22 protein-coding genes are annotated in these 26706 nt (G+C 62.4%); 15 read left to right on the forward strand and 7 right to left on the reverse strand.

Going from position 1 to position 26706, the window contains the following annotated elements; genetic code table 11:
• The first annotated feature begins 29 nt into the window (after positions 1-29).
• The 4 genes from xylF to ACXYMO_RS10350 all read left to right on the forward strand — a co-directional run bounded on the left by xylF (position 30) and on the right by ACXYMO_RS10350 (position 4159).
• Entirely contained in the window at positions 30-1058 is a 1029-nt protein-coding gene (gene xylF / locus ACXYMO_RS10335) for a D-xylose ABC transporter substrate-binding protein (protein WP_458878612.1), read from the forward strand.
• 65 nt (positions 1059-1123) lie between these two features.
• Positions 1124-2422 (forward strand): sugar ABC transporter permease, encoded by a 1299-nt coding sequence (locus ACXYMO_RS10340; RefSeq protein ID WP_458878613.1) that lies wholly within the window; start codon positions 1124-1126, stop codon positions 2420-2422.
• Positions 2419-3174 carry an ATP-binding cassette domain-containing protein gene (locus tag ACXYMO_RS10345; protein WP_458878614.1) on the forward strand — a complete coding sequence of 252 codons (756 nt, stop codon included), beginning with the start codon at positions 2419-2421 and terminating at the stop codon, positions 3172-3174. The genes ACXYMO_RS10340 and ACXYMO_RS10345 overlap by 4 nt, the downstream gene beginning before the upstream one ends.
• 49 nt (positions 3175-3223) lie before the next feature.
• Complete coding sequence (locus tag ACXYMO_RS10350; RefSeq protein ID WP_458878615.1) at positions 3224-4159, forward strand: glucokinase; 936 nt, start codon at positions 3224-3226, stop codon at positions 4157-4159.
• Here ACXYMO_RS10350 and ACXYMO_RS10355 read toward each other — a convergent pair.
• From ACXYMO_RS10355 to ACXYMO_RS10365, 3 genes are read right to left on the reverse strand one after another with little or no spacing between them, the layout of a single operon-like run.
• A complete protein-coding gene (locus ACXYMO_RS10355; RefSeq protein WP_458878616.1) occupies positions 4156-5937 on the reverse strand; it encodes a gamma-glutamyltransferase family protein in 1782 nt (593 codons plus the stop codon). The genes ACXYMO_RS10350 and ACXYMO_RS10355 overlap by 4 nt on opposite strands.
• 51 nt (positions 5938-5988) lie before the next feature.
• Positions 5989-9621, reverse strand: a complete 3633-nt coding sequence (locus ACXYMO_RS10360; RefSeq protein ID WP_458878617.1) for a translocation/assembly module TamB domain-containing protein — start codon at positions 9619-9621, stop codon at positions 5989-5991.
• Complete coding sequence (locus ACXYMO_RS10365; protein ID WP_458878618.1) at positions 9618-11447, reverse strand: autotransporter assembly complex protein TamA; 1830 nt, start codon at positions 11445-11447, stop codon at positions 9618-9620. Before ACXYMO_RS10365 ends, ACXYMO_RS10360 begins: the two co-directional genes overlap by 4 nt.
• Before the next feature lie 219 nt (positions 11448-11666).
• Between ACXYMO_RS10365 and ACXYMO_RS10370 the strand changes: the two genes are divergently transcribed.
• Entirely contained in the window at positions 11667-12599 is a 933-nt protein-coding gene (locus ACXYMO_RS10370) for a LysR family transcriptional regulator (protein ID WP_458878619.1), read from the forward strand.
• Positions 12600-12774: 175 nt separating this feature from the next.
• Positions 12775-13866 (forward strand): sensor histidine kinase, encoded by a 1092-nt coding sequence (locus ACXYMO_RS10375; RefSeq protein WP_458878620.1) that lies wholly within the window; start codon positions 12775-12777, stop codon positions 13864-13866.
• 17 nt (positions 13867-13883) lie between these two features.
• On the opposite strand, the gene uraH is transcribed toward ACXYMO_RS10375, so the two are convergent.
• A complete protein-coding gene (uraH, locus tag ACXYMO_RS10380; RefSeq protein WP_458878621.1) occupies positions 13884-14237 on the reverse strand; it encodes a hydroxyisourate hydrolase in 354 nt (117 codons plus the stop codon).
• A 140-nt stretch (positions 14238-14377) separates the two neighbouring features.
• Here uraH and puuE point away from each other — a divergent pair, with 140 nt between their 5' ends.
• From puuE to ACXYMO_RS10395, 3 genes are all read left to right on the forward strand, one after another.
• Positions 14378-15790 carry an allantoinase PuuE gene (gene puuE / locus ACXYMO_RS10385; protein WP_458878622.1) on the forward strand — a complete coding sequence of 471 codons (1413 nt, stop codon included), beginning with the start codon at positions 14378-14380 and terminating at the stop codon, positions 15788-15790.
• Positions 15787-16275, forward strand: coding sequence for an ureidoglycolate lyase (locus tag ACXYMO_RS10390; protein ID WP_458878623.1), 489 nt, complete (start codon positions 15787-15789; stop codon positions 16273-16275). Before puuE ends, ACXYMO_RS10390 begins: the two co-directional genes overlap by 4 nt.
• A 65-nt stretch (positions 16276-16340) precedes the next feature.
• A complete protein-coding gene (locus tag ACXYMO_RS10395; RefSeq protein ID WP_458878624.1) occupies positions 16341-17792 on the forward strand; it encodes a uracil-xanthine permease family protein in 1452 nt (483 codons plus the stop codon).
• A gap of 49 nt (positions 17793-17841) precedes the next feature.
• On the opposite strand, the gene ACXYMO_RS10400 is transcribed toward ACXYMO_RS10395, so the two are convergent.
• Both ACXYMO_RS10400 and ACXYMO_RS10405 read right to left on the reverse strand, forming a co-directional pair.
• Positions 17842-18831 carry a type I glyceraldehyde-3-phosphate dehydrogenase gene (locus tag ACXYMO_RS10400; protein WP_458878625.1) on the reverse strand — a complete coding sequence of 330 codons (990 nt, stop codon included), beginning with the start codon at positions 18829-18831 and terminating at the stop codon, positions 17842-17844.
• Positions 18832-18875: 44 nt separating this feature from the next.
• Positions 18876-19709 (reverse strand): bifunctional allantoicase/(S)-ureidoglycine aminohydrolase, encoded by an 834-nt coding sequence (locus tag ACXYMO_RS10405; RefSeq protein ID WP_458878626.1) that lies wholly within the window; start codon positions 19707-19709, stop codon positions 18876-18878.
• Between the two features lie 189 nt (positions 19710-19898).
• Between ACXYMO_RS10405 and ACXYMO_RS10410 the strand changes: the two genes are divergently transcribed.
• The 3 genes from ACXYMO_RS10410 (at position 19899) to ACXYMO_RS10420 (ending at position 22944) form a co-directional block, all read left to right on the forward strand.
• The gene (locus tag ACXYMO_RS10410) at positions 19899-20663 is read left to right on the forward strand and encodes an SDR family NAD(P)-dependent oxidoreductase (RefSeq protein ID WP_458878627.1); all 765 of its coding nucleotides are present in this window, start codon (positions 19899-19901) and stop codon (positions 20661-20663) included.
• Positions 20664-20917: 254 nt separating this feature from the next.
• Positions 20918-22564, forward strand: a complete 1647-nt coding sequence (locus ACXYMO_RS10415) for a hypothetical protein (RefSeq protein ID WP_458879077.1) — start codon at positions 20918-20920, stop codon at positions 22562-22564.
• Complete coding sequence (locus ACXYMO_RS10420; RefSeq protein ID WP_458878628.1) at positions 22561-22944, forward strand: hypothetical protein; 384 nt, start codon at positions 22561-22563, stop codon at positions 22942-22944. The genes ACXYMO_RS10415 and ACXYMO_RS10420 overlap by 4 nt, the downstream gene beginning before the upstream one ends.
• Before the next feature lie 9 nt (positions 22945-22953).
• On the opposite strand, the gene truA is transcribed toward ACXYMO_RS10420, so the two are convergent.
• The gene (gene truA, locus ACXYMO_RS10425) at positions 22954-23727 is read right to left on the reverse strand and encodes a tRNA pseudouridine(38-40) synthase TruA (protein ID WP_458878629.1); all 774 of its coding nucleotides are present in this window, start codon (positions 23725-23727) and stop codon (positions 22954-22956) included.
• A gap of 109 nt (positions 23728-23836) precedes the next feature.
• Between truA and ACXYMO_RS10430 the strand changes: the two genes are divergently transcribed.
• From ACXYMO_RS10430 to ACXYMO_RS10440, 3 genes are read left to right on the forward strand one after another with little or no spacing between them, the layout of a single operon-like run.
• Positions 23837-25252 (forward strand): YcjX family GTP-binding protein, encoded by a 1416-nt coding sequence (locus ACXYMO_RS10430; RefSeq protein ID WP_458878630.1) that lies wholly within the window; start codon positions 23837-23839, stop codon positions 25250-25252.
• Positions 25249-25698: a GNAT family N-acetyltransferase gene (locus tag ACXYMO_RS10435; RefSeq protein WP_458878631.1), complete on the forward strand. Its 450-nt coding sequence runs from the start codon at positions 25249-25251 to the stop codon at positions 25696-25698. The genes ACXYMO_RS10430 and ACXYMO_RS10435 overlap by 4 nt, the downstream gene beginning before the upstream one ends.
• Positions 25695-26702, forward strand: coding sequence for a YcjF family protein (locus tag ACXYMO_RS10440; RefSeq protein ID WP_458878632.1), 1008 nt, complete (start codon positions 25695-25697; stop codon positions 26700-26702). The genes ACXYMO_RS10435 and ACXYMO_RS10440 overlap by 4 nt, the downstream gene beginning before the upstream one ends.
• Positions 26703-26706 lie beyond the last annotated feature (4 nt).

Raw genomic sequence — 26706 nt, forward strand, 5'->3', positions numbered from 1 at the left:
CGGCGGCGCAACAGTTTTGGAGGGAGACCATGAAGATTTTTGCATCCGCGACAGCGGTTATTGCCGGCGCGTTTCTGGGCACTGCGGCCATGGCCGCGGATTTGACGGTTGGCGTCAGCTGGTCCAATTTTCAGGAAGAACGCTGGAAAACGGATGAGGCGGCGATCAAGGCAGCGTTGGACGCGGCTGGGGTGGCCTATGTGTCGGCAGACGCGCAAAGTTCGTCCGCCAAACAGCTTTCCGACGTGGAAAGCCTGATCGCGCAGGGCGTTGATGCCCTGATCATCCTCGCGCAGGACGCCCAGGCGATTGGCCCGGCGGTTCAGGCGGCTGCCGACGAAGGTATTCCGGTTGTCGGCTATGACCGTCTGATCGAAGACAACCGTGCCTTTTACCTGACATTCGACAACGTCGAAGTGGGCCGGATGCAGGCGCGTGCCGTTCTGGCCGCCGCGCCCACCGGTAAATACGTCATGATCAAAGGGTCGCCCACCGACCCGAACGCCGATTTTCTGCGCGGGGGCCAGCAGGAGGTTTTGCAGGCGGCAATCGACAAGGGTGACATCGAGATCGTCGCCGAGGCCTATACCGACGGGTGGTTGCCCGCCAATGCGCAGCGCAACATGGAGCAGATCCTGACCGGGGCGGATAACAAGGTCGATGCCGTGGTGGCGTCTAACGACGGGACAGCAGGCGGCGTTGTTGCGGCCCTGACCGCACAGGGCATGGACGGTATTCCGGTGTCTGGTCAGGACGGCGATCACGCCGCGCTGAACCGTGTTGCCAAGGGCACCCAAACCGTCAGCGTCTGGAAAGACGCGCGCGATCTGGGCCGCGCAGCGGGCGAAATTGCCGTGGTGCTGGCCAATGGCACCGCTATGGCCGACGTGGAGGGGGCAGGCGAGTGGACATCGCCCGCAGGCACCACGATGACCGCCATGTTCCTGGCACCGATGCCGGTGACACGGGACAATCTGAGTGCTGTTGTCGATGCCGGCTGGATCACCAAGGACGCACTCTGCCAGGGCGTGACCGACGGTCCGGCCCCCTGTAACTGATCACTCACGGAGACCCGTGCCCCGTTCGCAACCGGATGGGGCATGGGCAACTTGCAGGACATCAAATGACCCAGTCCGAGACTTCCCAAACCCCCGTTCCCCCGCGCAAGAATGTAATCCAGCTGCTTGAGCTTGATCTGCGGCTGCTGGGCATGATCGGTGCTTTCGTTGCGCTATGTGTCGCGTTCGACCTGATGACGGGCGGCCGGTTCCTGACACCGCGCAACGTGTTCAACCTGACGATCCAGACCGTTTCAGTGGCGATCATGGCGACGGGGATGGTGTTCATCATCGTCACGCGCCACATCGACCTGTCGGTCGGGGCGCTTCTGGCGACCTGTTCGGCGGTGATGGCGATGACGCAGACCGCGTTTCTGCCCCAGGTTCTGGGCCTTGATCTGGGCCATCCGCTGATCCCGTGGATCAGTATCGCCGTCGGGCTGGTCACCGGCACACTGATCGGGGCCTTTCATGGCTATCTTGTCGGTTATCTCACCATCCCGGCCTTTATCGTGACGCTGGGCGGGTTGTTGGTCTGGCGCAATGTGGGCTGGTATCTGACCAGCGGCAAAACCATTGGCCCGCTGGACGAGACATTTCAGAAATTCGGCGGCATCAACGGCACGCTCGGGGCGACATGGTCTTGGGTTGTCGGGTGCTTGGCGTTGCTGGCGGCGCTTTACGGGCTCTACAGTGCGCGGCGCAACAAGATCAGGCACGGGTTTTCAGTAAAACCGGTCTGGGCCGAGGCAGCACTGGCTGCAATTGCAGCCACCGTGATCCTGGGGTTCGTGGCGACGCTGAACGCCTATGAGGTCCCCGCGCGTAAGCTCGAACGGCTTTTCGAGGCGCGGGGTGAAGTTATGCCTGACGGGTTCACGCGATCCTATGGCATTCCGGTGTCGGTCCTGTTGCTGATCGCGATTGCCATTGCCATGACCGTTCTGGCCCGCCGGACGCGGCTGGGACGGTATATCTTTGCCACCGGCGGCAACCCGGATGCGGCGGAACTGAGCGGGATCAACACCCGCTGGCTGACCGTCAAGATTTTTGCGCTGATGGGGGCCTTGTGCGCGATTTCGGCGGTGGTTGCATCGGCGCGCCTGACCAATCACTCCAATGATATTGGCACGCTGGATGAATTGCGCGTCATCGCCGCAGCAGTAATCGGCGGCACCGCGCTTGCCGGGGGTATCGGAACCATTCACGGTGCCATTCTGGGCGCGCTGATCATGCAGTCGCTGCAATCGGGCATGGCGATGGTAGGCGTGGATGCTCCGCTGCAGAACATCGTTGTCGGTGCGGTTCTGGTTCTGGCCGTGCTGATCGACATTCTTTATCGCAAACGGACGGGAGAGGCATGATGAGCACCCCACTTGTCGAAATGCGTGACATCTGCATCAGCTTTGGCGGTGTGCACGCGGTCGATCACGTGAGTGTCGATTTGTACTCCGGTGAGGTCGTCGGCCTGCTGGGCCATAACGGGGCCGGGAAATCGACCCTGATCAAGATCCTGTCGGGCGCCTATCACGCGGATTCAGGCGAGATTTTCATCAACGGTGAAAAGGCCCATATCGCCAACCCGCGCGATGCGCGCCGCTATAACATCGAAACCATCTATCAGACGCTGGCACTGGCGGACAATCTGGATGCGTCCAGCAACCTGTTCCTGGGGCGCGAACTGGTCACGCCGTTCGGGCTGGTGGATGATGACGCGATGGAGGCGGAAACCCGCAAGATCATGGCGCGGCTCAACCCCAATTTTCAGAAATTTTCGGACCCGGTTTCGGCCCTGTCCGGCGGTCAGCGCCAATCGGTCGCGATTGCGCGGGCGGTCTATTTCGACGCCAAGATCCTGATCATGGACGAACCGACCGCAGCCCTTGGCCCGCACGAAACGCAGATGGTGGCCGAGTTGATTCAACAGCTCAAGGCGCAGGGGATCGGGATTTTCCTGATCAGCCACGACATCCACGATGTGATGAAACTGTGCGATCGGGCCAGCGTGATGAAGAACGGCAAACTGGTGGGCACTGTCGATGTAGACGATGTGACCGACGATGACCTGCTGGGCATGATCATTCTGGGCAAACACCCGCATCAAGGCGCGGACTGACGCATGGCCCCGTCACATTCAATTGATCACCTGAGGGGTGGGGCGCGCAGTGACCATTCTCGTTTCTGACGTTGGTGGCACCAACACCCGGATTGCCCTTTGCGAAACCGACGGCATCCCCCGCGATATTGCGCGCTTTGCCAACGATGAATTTTCGTCTTTCGAGGCCTGTCTGGCGGCCTATCTTGCGACCCGTAGAGTTGGTGAGGTCACTGCCGCCTGTGTGGCGGTGGCGGGGCCGGTGACGTCACACCGGGCGCGGCTGACCAACCGGAACTGGACGTTCGAGCTGGATCAGATTGCGCAGGTCTTGCCGGGGTCCGGCACCGCAAAGGTGCAACTGATCAACGATCTGGTCGCCCTGGGTCAGTCCCTGCCGGGGTTGCGGAATGATCAGGTCGATCTGATCAGGCCAGCGCTTGGGACGGGGCCGAGCAACGGACAGTCTCTGGTGGTGGGTCTGGGGACCGGGTTCAACGTCTGTCTCGCCAAGGAAGGCGATGCGGGGCTCACGGTGATCGGGGCCGAACTGGGTCATGCGAGCCTGCCCATCAGTGTGCGCGACACGCTCCATGACGTGATCGGGCCAGAGGCGCGCCGGTTCGCCACGGCGGAGGATCTGTTTTCAGGGCGCGGCGTAAGCGACCTGCACCGGGTCATCACCGGGGGCTGTAGCGACCCGTCACATGACATTGCTGCGGCGGCATCCCAGGGAAAAGCGCGCGAAACCGTGGACCTTTTGATGCGCCTTCTGGGCATATTCAGCCGCGAACTTGTGTTCCAGTATCTGCCTCTTGCGGGAATGTATTTTGCCGGGGGCGTCGCGCGTGGCGCCTTGGGCGCACAGACACAGGCGACGTTCCTGTCGGCCTTTGATGTGCCGGGGCCATTTGCCGATCTTGTGGCGCAGGTCCCCGTCCGTCTGATCACCGATGATGGCGCCGCCCTGACCGGCGCGGCGCGGGTGGCGGTCGCGCTGCCCTAACGGCCCACCGCGTAGGCCTGCATCAAACGTGGGGTGGCGGCGGCCTTGAGCAGCCCGTCAACCTCGCGCGCAGCAGCGGTCAGGCGGCCCACGGTCCAGTCCTGCGCAAGCTCGATATCATGGCCCCGGTCGCGTAGATCGGCGATGACCGCATCGCCAAAGGCCGGTTCGATCATCAGATGCCCGCGACGTGCAGCACGCGGATAAAACGAACTTTGGAAATGGGTGGTGTGAAACAGTGGTGCGTCGATGGCGGCCTGAAGGTTGGCTGACCCGTGCACCAGACGCAGAAAGTAGATCAGTTGCCATTGGTCCTGCTGATCCCCGCCCGGGGTGCCGAAGGCAAGGCGCGTGCCATCCGCGCGGCGGGCCATCGATGGCGACAGGGTGGTGCGCGGGCGCAGCCCCGGCGCCAGCGAACTGGGCAACCCTTCGTCGAGCCAGAACATCTGGGCACGCGAATTCAGCGCCATGCCGAGGCCTGGAACAACAGGGGAAGATTGCAGCCAGCCGCCGGACGGGGTGGCCGAAACCATGTTGCCCCATCGGTCGATCACATCGAGATGGACCGTGTCACCGCGTTTTTCACTGAGATGGGCCATTGTCGGTTCGCCCGCCCCCGCGCCAGCCGGGGCATTCACGGTCATCGACGCGCGGTCAATCGCCGCTTGGGCAAGGTGCGCAAAACCGTCCAGATGGCCCGGTCGCTGATCCAGCGATGCCCGCGCCCCGATCAGGGCGCGGCGCGTTTCGCCGTAGTCCGCGCTGAGCAGGCGATCATGGGGCAGGCCCACGTCGGCGTCGCCATAATACGCCTCGCGATCGGCAAAGCTGAGCTTGATCGTCTCGGTGACCAAATGAACGAATTCGGCGGGGTCATCCAGGTCCACGTTCAACCCGGACAGGATATTAAGTGACTGCAGCAGGGTTGGCCCCTGAGACCAGAAGCCGGGCTTGAAAACCTCCCATCCATGGTATCCGGTGCTGAGTGCGGGTTCATAGCTGGCCTGCCATTGGGCCATGTCCTGCCCGGTCAGAACGCCCTTGCGCCGTTCCCCGGTGGCGTCCATCACGCAGGCCGCGCGCAGATAGTTGTCGATCGTTTCGGCGATAAACCCCTTGTAGAACGCATCGCGCGCGGCATTGATCTGAGCCTCGCGCCCGGTGTGGGTTTCCGCCTCGGACAAAAGGCGCTCCCATGTGGCGGCCAGATCGGGATTCCTGAACAGGGCGCAGGGCTGCGGCGGCGTTCCGCCGGGCAGCCAGATGGCGTGCGAGGTCGGCCATTCCTGTTCGAAGAATTCGGCCAGTCCGGCAATCGTGGCGCTGACCCGGGCCAGAACCGGGTGGCCAGCTCTCGCGTAATGGATGGCCGGTTCCAGAACAGTGCGCAGGGGCAATTGACCGTGATCGCGCAGCATCAGCATCCAGGCGTCGAACGCGCCGGGAATGACCGTCGCCAGCAGCCCGGAGCCGGGGACAAGGTCCAGCCCCTCGGCGCGATAGTGCGCGATTGTGGCCCCGGCGGGAGCGGTCCCCTGACCACAAATCACCGTGGGCTGATCCTGTCCGGCCGGCCAGATCAACGCGGGCAGATCGCCAAGCGGCCCATTCAGATGCGGCTCGACCACCTGCAGAACGAACCCCATCGCGACGGCGGCATCAAAGGCATTGCCGCCGAGTTCCAGCATGCGCATCCCGACCGCCGAGGCGATCCAGTGGGTCGAGGTAGCAACGCCGAACGTGCCGGTGATCTCGGGGCGGGTGGTGAAGGTCATCCTGGTGTCTCTCTTGTTGCGCAGGCCTGCGACAACCGGGACGATCCGACCTCAGTAATCGCGTTGATAGAACAAACCAACACCGGTTTCCCCGACATTGTCCACCGATCCCTTCAGCGTGAGGTTCTTTGAGACATCGAGGTTCAGGTTGATCTCGCTCTGGCCCTGCGAATTCACGGTGATGTCGGTATAGACATTTTCCGACAGGTAAGAGCCGACACCGACCTGCGGATTGCCTTCGACATCGGTGCCGATGTCCAGAACATCGACGCCCAGACCCTCGCGGGCCTTGCCGGTCACACCGCCGCCCGACCCGCCGAGCGTGGCAAGCTGTGCTGCCAGTTGGGCGATCTTGATTGGCGACAATTCGGTGAACTTGTCCCCAAACAACAGCATGGCAAGGGCCTCTTCGCTGGGCCGTTCGGGGGTGGAAAAGACTTCGATCACAGGCGCATTCATCGGGCCGGATATCGACAAGGTCGCCTGACCTTCGGATGTGGGGGTCGTTGCCAGGAACTGCAGGAACGGTTCCAGTTTCCCCTGTAGCGAGACGCGCCCTTCGTCCAGTTTCAGACGACGTCCGAGGATGTCGAAGGTGCCGCGGATCAGCGAGATCTGACCAGATGGCACAACCCGGGCCGTGGTACCCCGGACCAGAATGTTGCCACCCAGTTCCGCGTTCAGCCCCCGGCCGCGCGCAAACACGCGGCGCGGCGCACTTAGAACGAGATTGAGGCCGATCACGGGACCGGCGCCGTTTCCGCCGACCTCAAGCAGGTTGGCCCGTGCCCGGGTCGCGCGCACTGCGGTGGGTTCGCCGACATGGGTTATGTTCGGGATCGGAGCGGCGCCAATCGCACCCGATACGGTGGCAATATTGATTTCGGTTTCGCCGAAATCAATTTGTCCCGAAAGTGTTCCCCCGCCGCCCAGAGGGCCGCGAAACCGCAGCTGCCCATCGGCCGAACTGGTGTAGCTGATATTGTCCGTCAGAACGATCCCGTTCAGAACAACGTCCAGTGACGCCGTGTAGGGTGCGCCCAGGGCGACGGGGCCGCTGGCACGGAACCGGCCACCTGCACGCGGCGCACCGGTGGCGGTGATCTGCGCCTGTCCACCGGCCAGGGCGATGGTCGCGTCGATGTCCTGAATGGTCTGGGCCAGATCCGGCAGCGCCAGAACGGCGTCAGCGGTGGTGAGCGTTCCGCTGACGTTTCCCAATTGCGGTGCCCCGCGCAGTGCAAGGTCGAAACGGCCCAGCCCGCTGACCGAATTGGGGCGGACCACCGTGTTGGCCAGCCCCAGTTGCGCCTGTCCGCGCGCCGACATGTCGGCACGGTTTGTCTGCTGATCGAAGGTGCCCGACAGGTTTGCCGATATGCCGCCGGGGCCATTGGCGTCCGCGGCGACAGTCCAGAGCGTCCCTGCCTTTTGCGCCTGTCCTCTCGCTTGCAGCCGACCTGCAATTTCGGAAATGAACCGTTCGATCCGGTCCAGCGCCGCATCAAAGGTGACTTCGGCACTGCCATCCGTCTCGTCATATGTTGCGTCGATCGTTCCGGACAGGCCGGCAGACCCCTCGGTGCGGGTTTCGATGGACCACTTGGCCCCGGCAGAACGTTCGGCGGTACCCACAACTGCAACATTGCCAGTCAACTGGGGAACGAAGCGGTCAAGGAAGGTGACCACCCCGTCAAAGTCCAGATTGACGCGTTGGTCGCTGGTGATGGTCGCATTGGTCTTGAGCGTCGAGTTTTCGGGACCGGCCACATTCGCGGTTACCAACACGTCGGACCCTGCTGTCTGGCGCAACGTTGCGTCCAACGCCACGGGACCCGGAATTTGCGGAACGACGCGGCCAAGATCGTCAAGGGCAGCGGCCAGTGACAATGAGCTGCCCGAACTGCGCAGAACGCCATCGGCGCTGAGATCCAAGGCGGCGTTGCGCAGTTGGAAGTCGCGCAGTGTCGTTCCGGTTGCATCGCGCGCGGCGTCCAGTGAAATATCGGTCTCGCCCATGGTCAGCGCATCAAGCTGTGCAATGCCGACGGCCAGATCGGCGGTCCGCACAGCGGCGCGAATGTCGAACATGCCGCCCAGGGGCGATCCTGTACCGCTGAGCGATCCGCTGATGGCGCCCGCAAGGGGACGCCCGGCCAGCGCCGAAAACCGGGACATATCCTGCGCGTCGATCCGGGCGGTGCCGTCAATTTCCAACCCGCTGTCCAGACCGCTGATATCGGCATCAACATGCGCCATGTAATCGGCACCCTGAAAACGGAACCCATTGAGTTTCAGCGACTGATCGCTGGACCAGGCGAATTCGCCCCTCAAATCCAGTATTTCGCCGACGGCCTCGCGCAGGGACTGGTCCGCGAAATCCACACCATTCAGGTTGGCTGTGACATCTCCGGTCAATTCCGTCCCATCGGTTTGGATCAGCTCGCCCAGTGCGGAGAGATTGGCCTGTGCGATCTTCAGATCGGGCCGGTCGACCCCGGTGATCAGCACATCTGCCTGCCAGAGCGAACTGACCGTGGCATCGAATTCGGCAGCGATGTCGGCCGAGCGAATGGTGGTCGTCACTCCCGAAATCGGCAGGACGACAGGGTGGCGGTCGTCATGGCCGATGGTCCCGGTCAGCGTGACCTGATCGAGACCTCCGCTGGCCGCGATATTCAGAGCGCCGGTCAGTGATAAAGCTTCGGTTGCCAAGGCAAACCGGTCGATGCCAAGCGCGCCGTCGCCTGTGGCGAGCCCGGCCAGCTCCAACTGCGCAGCGGGGCCAAAAAAGTCGCGAAACCGTTCTGCCATCAGCGGGCGCAGATCGCCGGACAGATTGGCCCCGAAAACCGTGTCCGGTTTGATGTCCGGCTGGGCGGGTTGATCGGGTTGTTTCAGGAAAACCTGCCCCGTCAGCCTTTCGGTGGCATCCGTGGCAAGGCTGATATCTGTCTCAAAATCGGAAACCGTGCCCTGGCCTTGGGCGGTAAATTTGATCGCCGGACGCTCCGGGATGTTGAGAACTTCGGACAAAAGCCCGTTTTCAGCCTCGGTCAGGATCAGATCCAGGGTGATCTGCCCCGTGTCATTCGCAAACTGCCCCTTGAGATCGAGCAGGTCGGTGGGTCGGTCCAGCCGCGATATGGCCAGCCGGCTGTCCAGCTTGCCGGCGTCGAGCAAGAGGTTGCCCAAGACCGACATCTCGGCCCCGATCCCGGTCAGGGATGGATCCAGTTTGAGCCGGTCCACGGCGATTTCACCGATGTTCACGGACACCGGCAACTCCGGGAGCTGGAACCCCTGCGCCTCGGGGCTGGGCAGGGTTTCGTCCTGTTTGGTTGGTCCCGGCTTTCTGTCGATGACGATGCTGTCAGCACGCAACGTGTTCACGACAAAATTGCCGCGCAACAGGGCAAGACGGTTCCAGTCAAGTTCGGCCCCGGAGACGGTCATCCAGACCCCGTCATCATCGGAAACCTCGATCTTTTCGATCGTGGCCTTTGAGCTGAACGCGCCGTCAAGGCCGGTGACACGGATATTACGGTTTTCGCCCGACAGATTGTCCTGCAGAAGTTCAACCAGAAACCCACCCGCCTCGGCACCGGCCTCCTGTTCCTGGGCCACGGCGGTCTGGCTCAGCCCCAAAAGGAATACCAGCACATATGTGAACAGCCTGATCAAAACGCTTGTCCGATCCCGATATAAAATTGCAGCCCGTCACCTGTGTCACCATCGACCGGCATCGCCAGATCCAGTCGGATCGGCCCAAAGGCCCCCAGATCATAGCGCACGCCAATGCCCGCGCCCGAATGCTGGCGCGATCCGCCCTGAACAAACCCGCGGCTGTCCACGGCGCCAAAATCGTAAAACCCGACGAGCGAGATTTTGTTGCTGACACGCGCGCGCAGCTCGGCGCTGGCGGCCAGAATGGACCGTCCGCCTGCGATGCCTGCTCCGATGGGGATGCCGAGGGACTGAAAAGGTTGCCCCCGGACTGTTCCGGCTCCGCCAGAGAAAAACAAGTATTCGGGCGAAATCTCGGACAGGCTGGCCCCCAGAACAGATCCTAGTTGCAGGCGACCTGCCAAGACCACCGAGCCTGTGTCGGTCAGGCTGAGATAGGCGCGCCCGTCGATGTGCGCGGAAATGCCCGAGGCCGCGCCGCTGAGACCGGCAAACGGGGTGAGGCGGGCATCAAGGAAATATCCCCTCGTGGCACTGTCGCGCGCATCGCGCCGGTCCAGTTCGGCGTGCAGGGGCAGGGACACCAGCTTAAACCGGCGGTCCCCAAAAACGTCGTTGGTGTTGCTGGAACTGGCCAGAAGGGTCGCCTCGGCATAGAGGTCCTCTGAAATCACGCGGCGCACGCCGACGCCGAACATGACGCGCTCAATGTCATAGTGCTGCCGTTCGAATTTTTCGAATTCGCCGAGGTAAAACAGGTTGTTGTCAGGCCCCAATCGGGCGGGATTGTCGAGCCGGATGGAAAACTTGCCATCCAGATCCTCGCTGCCGCCGATATTGCGCAACACCCCTTCGATGCGCAAACGCTCGGCGGCGCCGAACAGGTTGCGGTGAATCCAGATCGCCGACAGGGCGACACCGGTGTTGGTCGCGACCTCGCCGCCGAATGTGATCCGGCGCGGCAACTGCTCGGTGACCGACGCGGTGAAATCCAGTGATCCATCGGCGTTTGCGTTTTCGGATTCGATGATCGAGACCGAAGAAAACGCACCCGTCCGCCGCAGACGCGCGCCAATTCGCTGCACCATTTCAGGGCTATAGACCTGGCCCGTCGGGATGCCCGCAATGCGGCGGATCGCTTCGGTGCGCACGCGGTCTGCACCGGAGACTTTCAACGTCCCGAAGGTCAGTTTCCGCCCCGGAATCAGGGTGACATCCGCATTCAGAATGGCCTTGGGGTGGTCGGCGATGATTTTCTGACCGCCTACCGACGCCTTGGCGTGGCCAACGCGCCGCCAACCGTCGCGCCCGGCCAGGGTTGCCTCGCGCAGGATGCCTGTTCCGGCCGGTTGTCCGCGCGCGAACCCCTTTGGCAGTTCAGTTCCGGGCGCCAGAGGGGCGATGCGCGCAGTGCCAAAGCGGAAGGCCGGACCGGTCTGGACGCTGATTTCAATGCGATTGATTTGGGACGGCGGGGTGATCAGCGGAATGGTCGCCGCCTCGCGCCCATCAAGGCGGATGTTGATGACTGGGCTGAAATATCCGGCGTCATACAAGACCTGGATCAGGGTGCGGTAGTCCGACAGCGAAGCGGCAAAAAGTTCCTGCGCGGTGTCGAGCCCGTTTGCCCGCGCAGAAAGCGTGGCCGAGGCGGCGCGCAATCGTGCCGACAGATCATCAGATGTACCGGGCGAGGAAAACTGTGTCTCGAGCGCCAAAAGCCGGTTGGGGAGCAGAAACAGCGCCACGGCACAGAGAACGAAAACCGACCTCAGCAGCAGGGCCGGGAAATGTCTTGGTGTTTTGGCGAAAGACTCAGACACAGGCGAAATCCAAAAACGTTTATTGCCTCTATCACGGCGGCTGACACAGGTTAAACTGTTTACCGGCGCTTCTGTTCCCACGTTTTTGTCACAGGCGCTTTTTGGCTGGTCAAAAGGCATCGGATTCGCCACGCGGCACGATGTTTATCAATCTGGGCATGTCCGGTTTGTTTTGATACTCTGCCAGAAAGCTTTGCGATTATCAAAAATCAGGGAACAATGTCCTATCTCGACAACATACGAACCTTTGTTCGCGTTTTCGAACTGGGCAGCATGTCTGCCGCAGGGCGGGACATGCGGATTTCTCCGGCTGTGACATCGGCCCGGATTTCGCAACTGGAAAACCATCTGAACGTCCGGCTGTTTCAGCGGACAACACGCCATTTGACACCGACCGAGCAGGGCAAGGCGTTTTACCGTGGTGCCTGTCAGGTGCTCGAGTCCGTCGAGACGGCCGAGGCCGATGTGATGAGCCTGACCGACAACCCGCGCGGGTCCCTGTTCGTGGCGGCGCCGCTGGGGATTGGGCGGCGGTTGATCGCCCCGCGTGTGCCCGAATTCCTGGAGAAATATCCCGAGATTGACCTGCGGTTGCGCCTGAGTGATCGAAAGGTAGACCTGACGACCGAGGGGCTGGATCTGGCGTTTTTTCTGGGTCAGCCGGCCGACAGTACCTTGCGCATCCGCAAAATCGCCGACTGCCAACGCGTTCTGTGTGCGGCCCCGGATTACATCGCGGTACGCGGCGCGCCGCGCGACGGAGATGCACTGATCGCCGAGAAACATGAATGCCTCAGTCTGCGGTTTCCGGGCGCCACGGAATTCCAATGGACGCTGGACACGCCCGATGGGCCACGAAAATTCCCTGTGGCCGGGCGGTATGAATGCGACGATGGTGATGTTCTGACCAATTGGGCCCTGTCGGGTCAGGGGATCGTGTTGAAACCCGTGTTCGAAGTGGCCGACCATCTGATTTCGGGGGCCCTGGTGCAGGTCGCGCAGGAAACGCCGCCTGTTCCTGTGCAAATGGCCTGTCTTTACACCCACCGCCGCCATCAGGACCCGAAATCAAGGCTGTTTCTGGAATATGCCACCCGCTCGCTGACCAAAGCCGTTCAAAGCGCCGAAGACGCCGTGGCAGCCGTGTCTTGACACCCCACCGTATTGGGCGCGGGGACGGGCCTGTTGTTCGGGGAATAGATGCATCCCTTTGATATCTTTTCACTTGCGTTTTTGGCGGGAACATAATTTTTTGGTGCCAACAGTTCGCGCATTCAGTTCAGACCACCAAAAACCAACTTCGCCTGTTATCCTGTGAGGCATTTCCATGTTGGCCGATATCCATCCGGACCAATCCGAACGTCTGGAGACTCTGCATCGTTTGGGTATTCTCGATACGGCGCAAGAGGCCGATTTCGATGACATCGTTCAACTGGCGTCGCGGATCTGCGAAACGCCGATATCGCTGATCAGTCTGGTTGATGAGGATCGCCAGTGGTTCAAGGCCCGTATCGGTTTCGATGACGCCGAAACGCCATTGGACAAATCCATCTGCTCGCACGCGATCCTTGAAGAGTCGTTCTTTGAGATTTCCGACACGCGCAATGATCAGCGCACGGCCGATAACCCTTTGGTTCGCGGCGATGACAATATCCGGTTTTACGCTGCTGCACCGTTGATGGCCTCGAACGGTCTGCCGATTGGGACACTGTGTATACTCGATCAGAAACCGCGCGAACTAAACGACCTGCAACGCGAAACGCTGCGCGTGCTGGCCGGGCAGGTCATGCAACAGATCGAACTGCGCCGCGCCCTGCGCGAAAAGGAAATTCTGCAAGGCGAAATGGACCACCGGGTCAAGAACTCGCTTCAAACGGTGTCCTCCTTTGTGCGTCTTTACCGGCGCAAGGTGCAGGGCGAACAGGCGCTCGAGGCATTGGATGCCATTCAACGGCGCGTCGATGCGGTCAGTGCACTGCACGAAGAACTGCAATACGCGTCACATGTCGACCAAGTCGACCTGCAGGATTTTCTGGCCCGCGTCGCCAGCTATCTGCAAAGCAGCGCCCCGGACAGGATCACTATCATGCATCAGGTCGATCGCTGCCTCGTGCATTCGCAAAAAGCATCGGCGTTGGGCATGATTATCAGCGAATTTGTCGCCAATTCGATCAAGCACGGGTTCCCCGACGGGCGCCGGGGAACGGTCTCGATCACGATGGACGTGGCGGCTGACGGCACGATTGACCTGATCTGTCGCGACGACGGCGTCGGGGCAAACGGCATACCTGCCGACGCCACTAGGGAAACCGGTCTGGGTCAGGGGCTGGTCGAGGCCTCGGCCTCGCAACTGGGCGGCGTTCTCGATCACAGCCTGACCGAAAACGGCAGCAAACTGACCCTGCAATTCCAGTTGTAAACGCGAATGGCGGCGTATCAGCTGCCGCGGTAGGTCGAATATCCGAACGGCGAAAGCAGTAGCGGCACGTGATAGTGCAGGGGTTCGGACATGCCAAAGCGGATCGGGATGATATCCAGAAACCGCGGGTTTTCGGCGGTAACGCCAATGTCGTCCAGATAGGGCCCCGCGTGAAAGATCAGCTCGTAGCTGCCTGTTGCGAAATCGGAATCGGGCAGGATGTGCGCGTCTGTCCGGCCATCCGAATTGGTGTGCAGCGTGTTCAGCAGCATGCGGCTGTCCCGTTCAATCCGGTACAGCTCGATTTTGACGCCCTCGGCCGGGCAACCGCGTGCCGTATCCAGAACATGTGTGGTCAGATAGCCCGTCATTGCAAAGCCTCCTCTTTCTGCATCCGGTGTGCCGCAGGATGCAGCTTTGTGCAAATCCGGTGTTTTTGACAATGCTTTTGCATTTATTTGAAAAACCAGAGCATTGTTATGGCTTAGGAAAGACCGAACCGGAGGTCCAGATGAACAGATATCCCCGCGACATGATTGGCTATGGGGCCAACCCGCCGAACCCTGTGTGGCCGGGTGGGGCCAGGATCGCGGTGCAGATTGTTCTGAACTACGAAGAAGGCGGGGAAAACAACATCCTGCATGGCGATGCCGCGTCCGAGGCGTTCCTGTCCGAGATCGTCGGGGCCGCGCCCTGGCCGGGGCAGCGGCACTGGAACATGGAGTCGATCTATGAATACGGGGCGCGCGCGGGGTTCTGGCGTTTGCACCGGCTGATGCAGGATTTGCCGATCACCGTTTACGGGGTTGCCAGTGCGCTTGCGCGGTCCCCGGATCAGGTCGCGGCGATGAAGGACGCCGGCTGGGAGATTGCCAGCCACGGGTTGAAGTGGGTGGAATACAAGGACGCGACCGAAGCGGATGAACGCGCCGACATGGACGCGGCGATCCGGCTGCACACCGAAGTCGTGGGGGAACCGCCCAGGGGATGGTACACTGGCCGGTGTTCCGACAACACCGTGCGCCTTGCGGCGGAAACCGGGTGTTTTGATTATGTGGCAGATACTTATGCCGATGATTTGCCATATTGGATGCAGTTCGAAGACCGCGCGCAACTGAACGTTCCCTACACGCTGGATTGCAACGACATGCGGTTCGCCACCCCGCAAGGCTTCAATTCGGGCGATCAGTTCCTTGCCTATCTGCGTGATACGTTTGACGCGCTATACGCCGAAGGTGCCGCCGGCGCGCCCAAGATGATGTCGATTGGTCTGCATTGCCGTCTTGTGGGGCGTCCCGGGCGTATCCGGGCGTTAGAGCGGTTTCTGGACCATGTGCGCGAACACGCGGACGTGTGGTTTGCCACGCGCCAGCAGATCGCACGGCATTGGGCGGCAACGCATCCGTTTGAGCCGCGCGAGCGACCGTCGCAAATGCCGCTTGCGCGGTTTGTTTCCGAATACGGCGGGATTTTCGAACATTCGCCCTGGATCGCCGAGCGCGCCCATGCGCTGGAACTGGGGCCGGCGCACGATACGGCGGGCGGCTTGCACAACGCTTTGGCGCGGGTGTTTCGCAGCGCGTCCGAGGACGAAAAGCTGGCCGTTCTCAAGGCGCATCCCGATCTGGCCGGAAAACTGGCCGCGGCCAAGCGCCTGACGACGGACTCAACGGCGGAGCAGGCCTCGGCCGGGTTGGATGCGCTGACCGATGAGGAACGTGAGGCGTTCACCCGGCTGAACGACAGCTATGTTCAGAAATTCGGCTTTCCCTTCATCATCGCTGTGCGGGATCATGACAAGGCAGGTATCCTTGATGCGTTTCAGGCGCGGCTCGAAAATGGACGGGACGAAGAATTCGCCACCGCCTGCCGACAGGTCGAGCGGATCGCAGAATTGCGTCTGCGCGCGGTGCTGCCGTCATGACGCAGCGCATATCGATCCAGCCGATCACGAAAGAGGCGTTCACGCCCTTTGGTGATCTGATCGATTGCGCGGGCGAGGCGGACAAGATCATTAATCAGGAGCTCTGCGGGCGCTATCATGACCGTGCGACCCTGGAGTTTGGCGACGGGCGCGCGGGGTTGAGCCTGTTCAAGGCCGAGGTGCGCACGCTTCCGCTGACCCTCGATATGGTCGAAAGACACCCCGAGGGCAGTCAAGCCTTTGTCCCGATGTCCCATCACCCGTTTCTGGTGATCGTCGCCCCGGACGAGGGCGGCAAACCCGGAACGCCGCGTGCCTTTGAAACCCAGGCCGGGCAGGTGGTGAATTTTCACCTTGGCACCTGGCACGGGGTTCTGACCCCGCTGCATGAGCCAGGGCTTTTTGCCGTGATCGACCGGATCGGCGCGGGCGATAACCTTGAGGAACACTGGTTCAATCCCCCGTTCATCATTGACCGGGACTGAAGCTCAAGTCGCGCGGGAAAAGACGCGACATCTGAAACGTGACACAACAGCGAGAGGACACAGACATGGTTGACGCTTCCATCGGTACGCCGGAACAACTGCGCGACCCGAATTACACACCTGCATTGTACAAGGCCATACCGCTGGGCATTCAGCATGTTCTTGCGATGTTCGTCTCCAACGTGACACCCGCGATCATCGTCGCAGGCGCGGCGGGGTTTGGCTTCGGTTCCAATTCGCCCGACTTTCCCGAATTGCTCTACATGATCCAGATGTCGATGCTGTTTGCGGGTGTTGCGACCTTGTTGCAGACGATCACGGTTGGGCCGGTGGGGGCCGCGTTGCCCATCGTTCAGGGCACATCCTTCGCGTTCATTCCAATCATGATTCCGCTTGTCGCGGGCAAAGGCGTCGACGGTCTGGCCGCCCTTTACGGAGGCGTCATCCTGGGCGGTATCTTCCATGCCTTCCTTGGGATGTTCATTGGCAAGATACGCTTTGCCCTGCCGCCGCTTGTGACCGGGCTGGTGGTGACGATGATCGGTCTGGCGCTGGTAAAGGTGGGCATCGAATACGCGGCGGGCGGTGTTCCTGCCAAGGCGCGTGACCTGGCTGAATATGGCAGCCTGCTGAATTGGTCGGCGGCGCTGGTGGTGATCTTCGTCACACTGGGGCTCAAGTTCTTTGCGCGGGGGATGCTGTCGGTTTCCGCGGTGCTGATCGGGATACTGGTGGGGTATGTCTATGCGCTGATGGTCGGAATGCTGTCTTTTGATGCGATCGCCACCAGCTGGGCCCGTTCGGCGGCGTTCGCACTGCCGGAGCCCCTGAAATACGGGTTCGAATTCAGCGCGGCGGCGGTGATCGGGTTTTGCCTGATGGCCTTTGTGTCGGCGGTTGAAACCGTTGGCGATGTGTCGGGTATCACCAAGGGCGGCGCCGGGCGCGAGGCGACGGATCAGGAAATTCAGGGCGCGACCTATGCCGATGGTGTGGGTACGGCCGTCGCGGGCCTGTTTGGCGGCCTGCCGAACACATCGTTCAGCCAAAACGTCGGCCTGATCGCCATGACCGGCGTCATGAGCCGCCATGTGGTGACCATCGGAGCCATCTTCCTGATCGTCTGCGGGCTGATCCCCAAGGTCGGCGGGCTGATCCGCACCGTCCCGATCGAGGTTCTGGGCGGCGGCGTGATCGTCATGTTTGGCATGGTCGTTGCCGCCGGCGTTTCGATGCTGTCCGACGTGCAGTGGAACCGCCGCAACATGGTGGTCTTTGCCGTGGCGCTGTCCGTGGGTCTGGGTCTGCAGCTTGAGGTGATGAACGTCGCGCCGGGCGCACCCAACGCGTTGCAGCATCTGCCCGACTGGCTGCGGGTGCTGGGGGCGTCGGGCATTCTGCCTGCGGCGCTGATCGCGATTGTTCTCAACCTGATCCTGCCAGAGGAGCTGGCCGAGGAAGCAACCGAAGAAGTGTCAGGCGGAATGGCGGGACACGGGCGCGGCACACGCGGTTAAGCAAAGGGTCGGCGGGGTTCCCGGACGGACCCCGCCCGCCAACACAGAGTCAGACCATCGACCGCCGCGCCATTCTGGCCGCGAGATCGAGCATGCGCGCGGAAAACCCCCATTCATTGTCATACCAGCCGAACACCCGAACCTGCCGGTCGAGGACCCGCAATTCGGGGGCCGCAATGACAAGGGATTCAGGGCGGCTGCGCAGGTCCGAGGACACCAGCGGCACCTCTGTCCATCCCAGTACAGGTGAGGCCGTAACCGCCTCGTGAAGCGCCGCGGCAAAGGCATCTGGGGCAACCGGCTGGCGCAGGTGCGCGACAAGATCGATGGCCGACACGCTGGCCACGGGTACGCGCACAGCCGCGCCGGTGATGCGCCCCGCGAGATCCGGCAAGACCTCGTCTATGAGATGCGTTGCGCTGCTGGTGGTGGGCACCATGGATTGCGCGCCACCCCGGCTGCGCGCCAGATCGCCGCGCGGGGCATCCACCATCGGCTGGCTATTGGTGTAACAATGGATCGTCGTCATGTGGGCGGTGTCGATACCCGCGATGCGGTGGATGACCTTGACCAGAGGCGCCAGCGCATTCGTCGTGCACGAGGCGTTGGAGACGATCCTTGCCTGCCCCAGCGCGTCGTCGTTGGCACCAAAGACCACGGTCACTTCGGCGGCCGGTGAAGGGCCGGAGATCAGGACCGCGCGCGCCCCTGCGCTCAGACCCCGTTGGGCGACATCCGAGGTCCGCGCAATGCCGGTGCATTCCAGGACCACGTCAACGCCGGACAGGTCCAATTTGGTCAGGTCTGCGGATTGGGTAAACGGGATGGTCCGGTCGGACACGCAAAGCGCGCTGCCCTCAGTGGAAACCTCGCCCGGAAAGACGCCAAAGGTGCTGTCGTACTGAAAGAGATAGGCACAGGTTTCCAGCGGGGCGATATCGTTGATCCGGACAATATCGATGCCGGTGTCAGGCCCGGTCAGGACCTGACGCAGTATCGTGCGGCCGATGCGGCCGAATCCGTTGATCGCGATGCGCATGGCGCAGGTATCGCAGGGGGACTGACCAACCTCAATGCCCGGCGTTATCCAAAGGCGGGACGCAGGGGCATATGCCGGTTCACATCCTTGTAGAGCAGATAGCGGAACGGCCCCGGACCCCCCGCATAACAGGCTTGCGGGCAGAAGGCGCGCAGCCACATGTAATCGCCGGCTTCGACCTCGACCCAGTCCTGGTTGAGCCGATAGACGGCCTTGCCCTCTAGAACGAACAACCCGTGTTCCATCACGTGGGTTTCGGGAAACGGGATCACGCCGCCGGGCTGGAAGGTGACGATGTTCACATGCATGTCGTGACGCATGTCATTGGGTTCGACAAAACGGGTGGTAGCCCAACGCCCTTCGGTGCCCGGCATCGGGTTGGGCGCGACATCCGTTTCGTTGGTGACAAAGGCGGGCGGGGTATCGATGCCATCGACGGGTTGATAGGCCTTGCGGATCCAGTGGAACCGCGCCGCCGGACCAGCACGGTTGAACAAGGTCCATGTGCATCCGGGCGGCAGGAAGGCATATCCGCCCGGCTCCAGAACGTGGGTCTGATCGTCGATGGTCAGGCTGATCGCGCCATCGGTGACGAACAACACGGCTTCGGCTTGATCGTCCGTCTCGGGCCGGGTGCTGCCGCCGCCGGGTGTTACCTCCATGATGTAATGCGAAAAGGTTTCGGCAAACCCGCTGAGCGGACGCGCGATGACCCAAAGCCGCGTTTCGCTCCAATGGGGCAGGTAGCTGGTGGTGATGTCCCGCATGGTCCCTTTCGGGATCACGGCATAGGCGGTGGTGAACATCGCCCGGTCGGTCAGCAATTGGTCCTGTCCCGGATGGCCGCCCTGGGACGAATAGTATTTTGGATTGCTCATCGGGGCCTCTCTAAAACGCGCATGGTCCTTCATGCCCCGATAACAGGCCCGAAGGGAACCGCGATAGCGTGGAAAGCATTCTTCGTCCTTATTTGAAGATGCGTTGCCTCGCATCCGTGCGGGCGGTGGTTGATGTTGGTTTGCGTCTGCGCAATGGTGCCGGGAAATTCTGACCGTCGAGTGTTTTCAATGACCCAGCTTCCCACTCCGCCGTCCTTTCGTCTCGATGGGAAAACCGCGCTCGTCACGGGTGCGTCCTCTGGCATCGGGCAGGGCTGTGCGGTGGCTTTGGCGGATGCCGGCGCGCATGTGGTCTGTGTGGCGCGCGGGGCGGATCGTGTTCAGGCCACGGTCGATGCGATGCAGGCCAAAGGCTGGTCCGCCGAGGCGCTGAGCCTGGATATTTCCGATCTGGACGCGGTTGAACAGGCGCTGGGCGACCGGGTTTTCGACCTGTTGGTCAATTCTGCCGGAACGGCGCATCTTGGCCCGGCGCTGGACACCCGTCCGGAAGATTTTGACCGTGTGTCGGCGCTGAACCTGCGAGCCGCCTACTTCCTGTCGACGGGCGTTGCCCGCAATCTCAAGGCCGTGGGTAAGCCCGGGTCGATCATCCATATCTCAAGCCAGATGGGCCATGTGGGCGGGGACGAACGCACGGTCTATTGCGCATCCAAATGGGGGCTTGAGGGGATGATCCGCGCCATGGCGATTGAATGGGGCGGGGATGGCATTCGCATCAATTCGGTTGCCCCCACGTTCATCCGCACGCCTTTGACCGAGGTGACGTTCAACAGGCCCGACCGAGTGGCCTGGATCGAGGACAAGATCAAACTTGGCCGTATCGGCGAAGTGCAGGACATCATGGGCAGCGTTCTCTATCTGGCAAGTCCGGCCTCGGCCATGGTGACGGGGACCTCATTGCTTGTCGATGGCGGGTGGACCGCTGACTGATTCCGCCGGAAGTGTAGATAAGTTCCGCAATTTTCCCCCAAACGGATTGGCTCAAATATGCGTTTTTCCACTGCGTGCGCGCGCCTCGTATCGCACGGCGCAGGGCGCGCTGCCGTCAGGTGGCCCGGCCCGGGTTGAGGACCCAAACGCACGAAAAGCGGTGCGGGCGTCGTGTTTTGAATTGAAACAACGGGCCGAAGTAGGCAACCATATCGCTTGATACAGGTGTCGCCATCAAGGAAGCCGCCGTGAACATGACCGCAGCCCCGCCAACAATTCCGGTCCGCCCCCCCGCGCAGGTCATGCGATTGGCGCGGATGGGCGCGGCGTTTCCGACGCGGTTGTCGTTCCTGCCTACTTTGCTGCGGCGAGTGCGCGATGAAAAGGCGCAAGTGACGCGCCCTGTCTGGAACATCGACGCTGAGGGGTACGGGCACGCGGTCTATACCGTGACCCTTGGCGGGCATTCCTATTCTCTGGTCGCCGTTTCATCGCGCCTGCCGGAAGATCAGCGCACGGATCGTGTGATCGCCACGGCCTGGGACACGGCCTATGTTCTCTATGACGGCGTGCCCGATCAGGACGAAATCGCGCGCATCTGCGCATCGGCCCCCCTGCAGGAGGCCGCCCGGTTCACGCCGCGTGACCTGATCCTGAGCCGCGCCAACAAATCGGTCCGCCTGTTTGAACATGTCGTGTCATCGCTGCGCAGCGGGTCACAGCCCGATGCCCAGAGGATCCGCGAAACCGGATACCTTATGCGCACCACGGCGGTGTACGGAAATGGCAAGTTCGGCATCGCCGACCGGGCGCATATTGCCGATCGCCCGGGTCTGGGCGGTCCGTTCATGGCCGAGATGCTGACCGTCTGGCTGATCCGCGGGTTCACCCATGATCTGGTCGAACACCTGGGACAGAGTCCTTTGGACAGGACCCTGAAACGGCATCTGGGCATCGGCAATGCAACCGGTCTTGGCATGGCCCCGTTCCTTGTCAGTCACCCACGGCTGTTGGATTCCTGGATGCAGGCGCGGGAAATGGCATTTGCCCGTGTCAGGGACGTGGAAAAGCTGGCGCCGGAGCACGTCTCGCGGCTGCAATCGCTGGCGGCACGCGCGGACCGGCATCTGGCCGAGTGGCAGGTGCCGGATGCCGCCGCACAGGTGTCCATCGAACAGCTGCGCCGGGACTGGGCGGATGTCATCGGATTCCTGAACTCGCTCGATGTTGATATGCCGTTTGCGATCAATGTCATGGCCGAAAATCTCAAGATGAAATCCCTGCAATGCCAAGAGCTTTTTCTCGCCTTGGCGCTGGAACCCTTTGGCGATCTTGTCGATGGCCTGGCCGAGTGCATGGCAAACCCACATCTGCCGCGTCTTGATCCCGAATTGTCCATGGCCGACATTCGCACGGCTCTGCTTCGGGATTGGGACTGGGCGCTGGGGCTGGATTTCGAAGCGACCGAGAACAATGCGCAGTTCTGGTACGTGTCCGAGGAAAAACTGGAGCCCCGGTTGGGGCGCCGGCACGAGGAACCCGGCGCCGAGCGCGAAAGCCCGCTGGACATCGCGCGGCAGGTCCATGCCATGGCGCGCGATCTGGACGGGTTTGACGGTGACGTCATCGCGTTTCTCAAGGTCTTTCCCGGCCATCGGGCGGCGATGCGGCGGGTGCAGACGGTGATCCGCCATCCCTATGCCGAAATCCGGGACAACCTGATTGGCGAAACCTGCAAGCCGATCGACATGCTGCGTTGCAAGCTGGCCTTTTTCGGCGCGGCCAAGTTTGATCCGAAATCCGACCGCTGGACCCGGATCACGCTGGCGCAGGGGGCACCTTTGTTTGATGAACTGGACCGCGCCGATGACTGGTGGCTGCCCTATTTCGGAATGTCATGAAACGATCTGCCAATGAAATATCCGCTTTGGTGTCCAAGGCCGCCCGCGGCGCCGGCCTGCCGCTGGCGGTGACCGAAGATCTTGCGCGCGTTGCGCCGGGGATGGGGGCCGAGGCGCTGGACGCCGTGGTCCAGTGCATCTCATCGACATCGCGCCACGCCGACCTGTGCGAGGCCTGCCTGATGGTAGAGTTCGATGAAAATGGAGGTGGGGATGAGTTGTGCGCGCTGCTCCGCTCGCCCCACGCCGGAGACCCGCCCTATGACGTTCCCGCCGACATCTGGAGCGAACTTGAGCGATTGGCGCGGATGACCTTTGTGCCTGAAAGCGAGGCCTCGCGCCGGGCGGGGGCTGGCGCGGGCGAGATCGACAACGACTGACCGCGAAACTCAGCTTTGTTCAAACGGGTCCGTCGGGTACCCAACCCGTTTCAGATATAGCCCCTGTGGCGGGCAGACCGGCCCGCACGCGGCCCGGTCGCATGCGTCCAGTGCGTCGCGTACGTCTGACGGGGCCCATGCCCCAGCGCCGACGCGTTCCAGTGTGCCAACAAAGCTGCGTACCTGATTGTGCAGGAAGGATCGCGCGCGGACGTGGAAATGCACCTCGGGGCCGGAAAACCCGTCAACGGCCACCACGCGCAGTTCGTCCAGCGTTTTGACAGGGCTGGCGGCCTGACAGATGGTCGAGCGGAAGGTGGTGAAATCATGTTTGCCCAGCAGGAAATTGGCCCCTTCCTGCATTGCGGGCACGTCCAGCGGATGGCTGACTTGCCAGACCTGTCCCCTGTCATGCGTGGCCGGGGCGCGGCGCATCAGGATGCGGAACAGGTATTCGCGCTCCACCGCCGAGAACCGCGCATGCCAATCCTCTTGGACGCGGGCACAGGCGACAATGGCGACGGGGGCGGGTTTCAGGTGATAGTTCAGCGCCTCGCCCAGCCGAAAAGGATCCCAGTCTTTTTCAAGATCGCAATGCGCCACCTGGCCCAGGGCGTGGACGCCGGCATCGGTGCGGCCAGCGGCGGCAATGGTGTGTGGGCCGGGTTCCAGCCGGGCCAGCGCCGACTCGATGGCGCCCTGTACGGTCGGCAGATCAGTCTGCCGCTGCCAGCCCGCAAACGGGGCGCCTTGGTATTCCACTTTCAATGCAAATCTGGGCATGCCCGCGCTGGTATCCTGTGTGCTGCGTTCGGGCAAGGGCGCTTGGCTCTGGTAACGCGGGCGGGCGCGGCCTATCTTGAGGGCGGGCAGATGGGGCAGGGCGTAACGCGTGGTTATTTCAACATTAGCCGACAGTTTGGTGCGTGGCGTCGATTCCGTGAACGACACCATTTCCGAAACGTTTTTCGAACCCGTTATCCGCTTGGGGGTGACCGGACTTGCCCGGTCGGGGAAAACCGTTTTCATCACCTCCCTGGTGGCCAACCTGCTGGACCGCGGCCGGATGCCGGGCCTTGTTGCCGCGCAAGAGGGGCGGATCAGCGCCGCCTTTCTGCAGCCCCAGCCCGACGACACGGTGCCGCGCTTTGACTATGAAAACCACATCGCGGCGCTGACCGGCGTCACACCGCATTGGCCCGACAGCACCCGCGCGATCAGTGAACTGCGGTTGTCGCTGCGCGTGCGCCCGGCGGGGTTGCTGGCGGGGCTTCAGGGGCCGCGCACCATTCATCTTGATATCGTGGATTATCCCGGCGAGTGGCTGCTGGATCTGGCATTGCTGGACAAAACCTATGCCCAGTGGTCGCAAGAGACGCTGGAGCGGATCGCCGACCGGCCCGAGGCGGGCGCGTATCATGCCATGGCACTGGCCGAGGACAGCACAGTGAAACTGGACGAACCACGGGCACAGGCGCTGGCGCACAGCTTTACCGATTACCTGACAGCCGCGCGTGGCAATGGCTGGTCCGATTGCACACCGGGCCGGTTTCTGTTGCCCGGCGATCTGGCCGGGTCGCCGGTTCTGACCTTTGCGCCGCTACCGGATCAGGACGGGGCGCCACGCCGATCCCTGTGGCGCGAGATGGAGCGGCGATACGAAGCCTATAAATCACGGGTCGTGCAGCCGTTTTTCCGCGATCATTTTGCCCGGATCGATCGCCAGATCGTTCTGGTCGATGCTCTGGGCGCCATTCACAAGGGGCCCGGGGCCGTTGCCGACATGCGCGGGGCGATGGCCGATATTCTTGGCGCATTCCGGCCGGGGCGCAACGCGTTCCTGTCGCGGCTTTTTCGCGGGCGGCGTGTGGACAAGATCCTGTTTGCCGCGACCAAGGCCGATCATCTGCATCACACACAGCATGCCCGCCTGAGCGCCATCATGGAGGCGCTGATCCGCGAGGCCCAGGAGCGGGCACGCTTTGCCGGGGCCGAGACCGCCGCCATGGCAATTGCCGCGTTGCGTGCGACGACCGAGGAAGATCGCCAGCACGAGGGCGCAACCCTGCACTGTGTCCGGGGCACGTTGCTTGAGACCGGCAAGGAGGCGGCGTTCTACCCCGGTGAACTTCCGGAAAATCCGGCGCGGCTTTTGGGGCAGACCAGCGCGGGGGCCACTGCATGGCTGGACGGCGAATTTCAGGCGATGTCCTTTGCGCCGGCGCCGCTGACGCTGCGCCCGGGTGAGGGGCCGCCGCACATCCGTCTGGACCGCGCCGCGCAATTCTTGTTGGGGGACCGGTTGTGAGCGTGCGGATCCGTCCGGCCCAACCCACCGATGCCGGGCGCATCGGTGATATCATGTGGCAGTTTCAGGACGACCATAAATGGATGCCGGACCTCTATTCAGCTGCGCAGACGATTGCGTTTTGCGGGGCGATGATTGACCGGGGCTGGGTGACCATCGCGCTGGCCAATGACGAAATCTGCGGGTTTCTTGCCCGTGACGGGCACGAAATTTGCGGACTGTACCTGTCGCCGCAGGCCAAGGGGCGCGGCATCGGCAGGGTGCTTCTGGATCACGCCAAGCACCACAGCCGGGTTTTGTGGCTGCGGTGCTTTCAGGCCAATACTGGGGCCTTGCGGTTCTATCGCCGCGAAGGGTTTGTCGAGAAATCGCGCGGCATCGGGGCCGAGACCGACGAAAACCTGCCCAGTATCACCTTCACCTGGTCAAAGGAGACAGGCGCATGACCCAAGGACCGGTCCTGATCGATCTGACCGAGAAAAAGGCCGAACCGGCGCAGACGGTGGCCGACGCCCCGCCGGTGCCCGATCTGCAGCAGCCCCCGGTGACGGGGCGGGCGATGCAGGTGGCGGCCCGCATCGGCGCGCGCAAACCCTCGCGTCTGGCGCGGTGGTTCTGGGGCTTGGCGGTTGCCCTGATCGGGGCCGTGGTTTCGGTTGCTGCGTGGGATTTCGCGACTGGCCTTTTGGCGCGCTCACCGGTTCTGGGGTGGGCGGTCACCATCTTGTTCGGTCTGTTCCTTCTGGTGCTGGGGATCATCGCGCTGCGCGAACTGGCGGCGTTCGCGCGGCTTGGACGGATCGATATGCTGCGCAGGGCGGCCGACGAAGCCCTGGCCGAGAACGATCTGAAGAAGGCGCGCGACGTATCGGACCGGTTGATCCGGTTTTATGCTGGTCGCGAAGAAACCAGATGGGGCCGTGACCGGCTGGCCGAGCGGGTGCCGGAGCAATTTGATGCCGTGGTCGTGCTGGGGCTGGTCGAGTCAGAACTGCTCGCGCCGCTGGACGCCGCGGCCAGCCGCGAGGTCGAGGCGGCCGCCCGGCAGGTTGCAACGGTTACCGCGCTGGTGCCGCTGGCGCTGGCAGATGTCTTTGCCGCGCTGACCTCGAGTCTGCGCATGATCCGGCGGGTTGCCGAGATCTATGGCGGGCGGTCCGGTTTTCTGGGCAGTTGGCGCCTGACGCGGGCTGTGTTTGCGCATTTGATCGCCACAGGGGCGGTCGCGGTCGGTGATGACCTGCTGGAACCGGTGCTGGGCGGATCGATCCTGAGCAAGCTGTCGCGCCGGTTTGGCGAGGGGCTGGTCAATGGCGCCCTGAGCGCGCGGGTCGGCGTCGCCGCGATGGAGGTTTGCCGTCCGCTGCCGTTTTCCACTGAACGGCGCCCCTCGGTGCGCAAGATCGTGCAGCGTGCGCTAACTGGTCTGTTTTCGCGACAATCGAAATGAGCGG

Source organism: Arenibacterium sp. CAU 1754, from assembly GCF_054482635.1.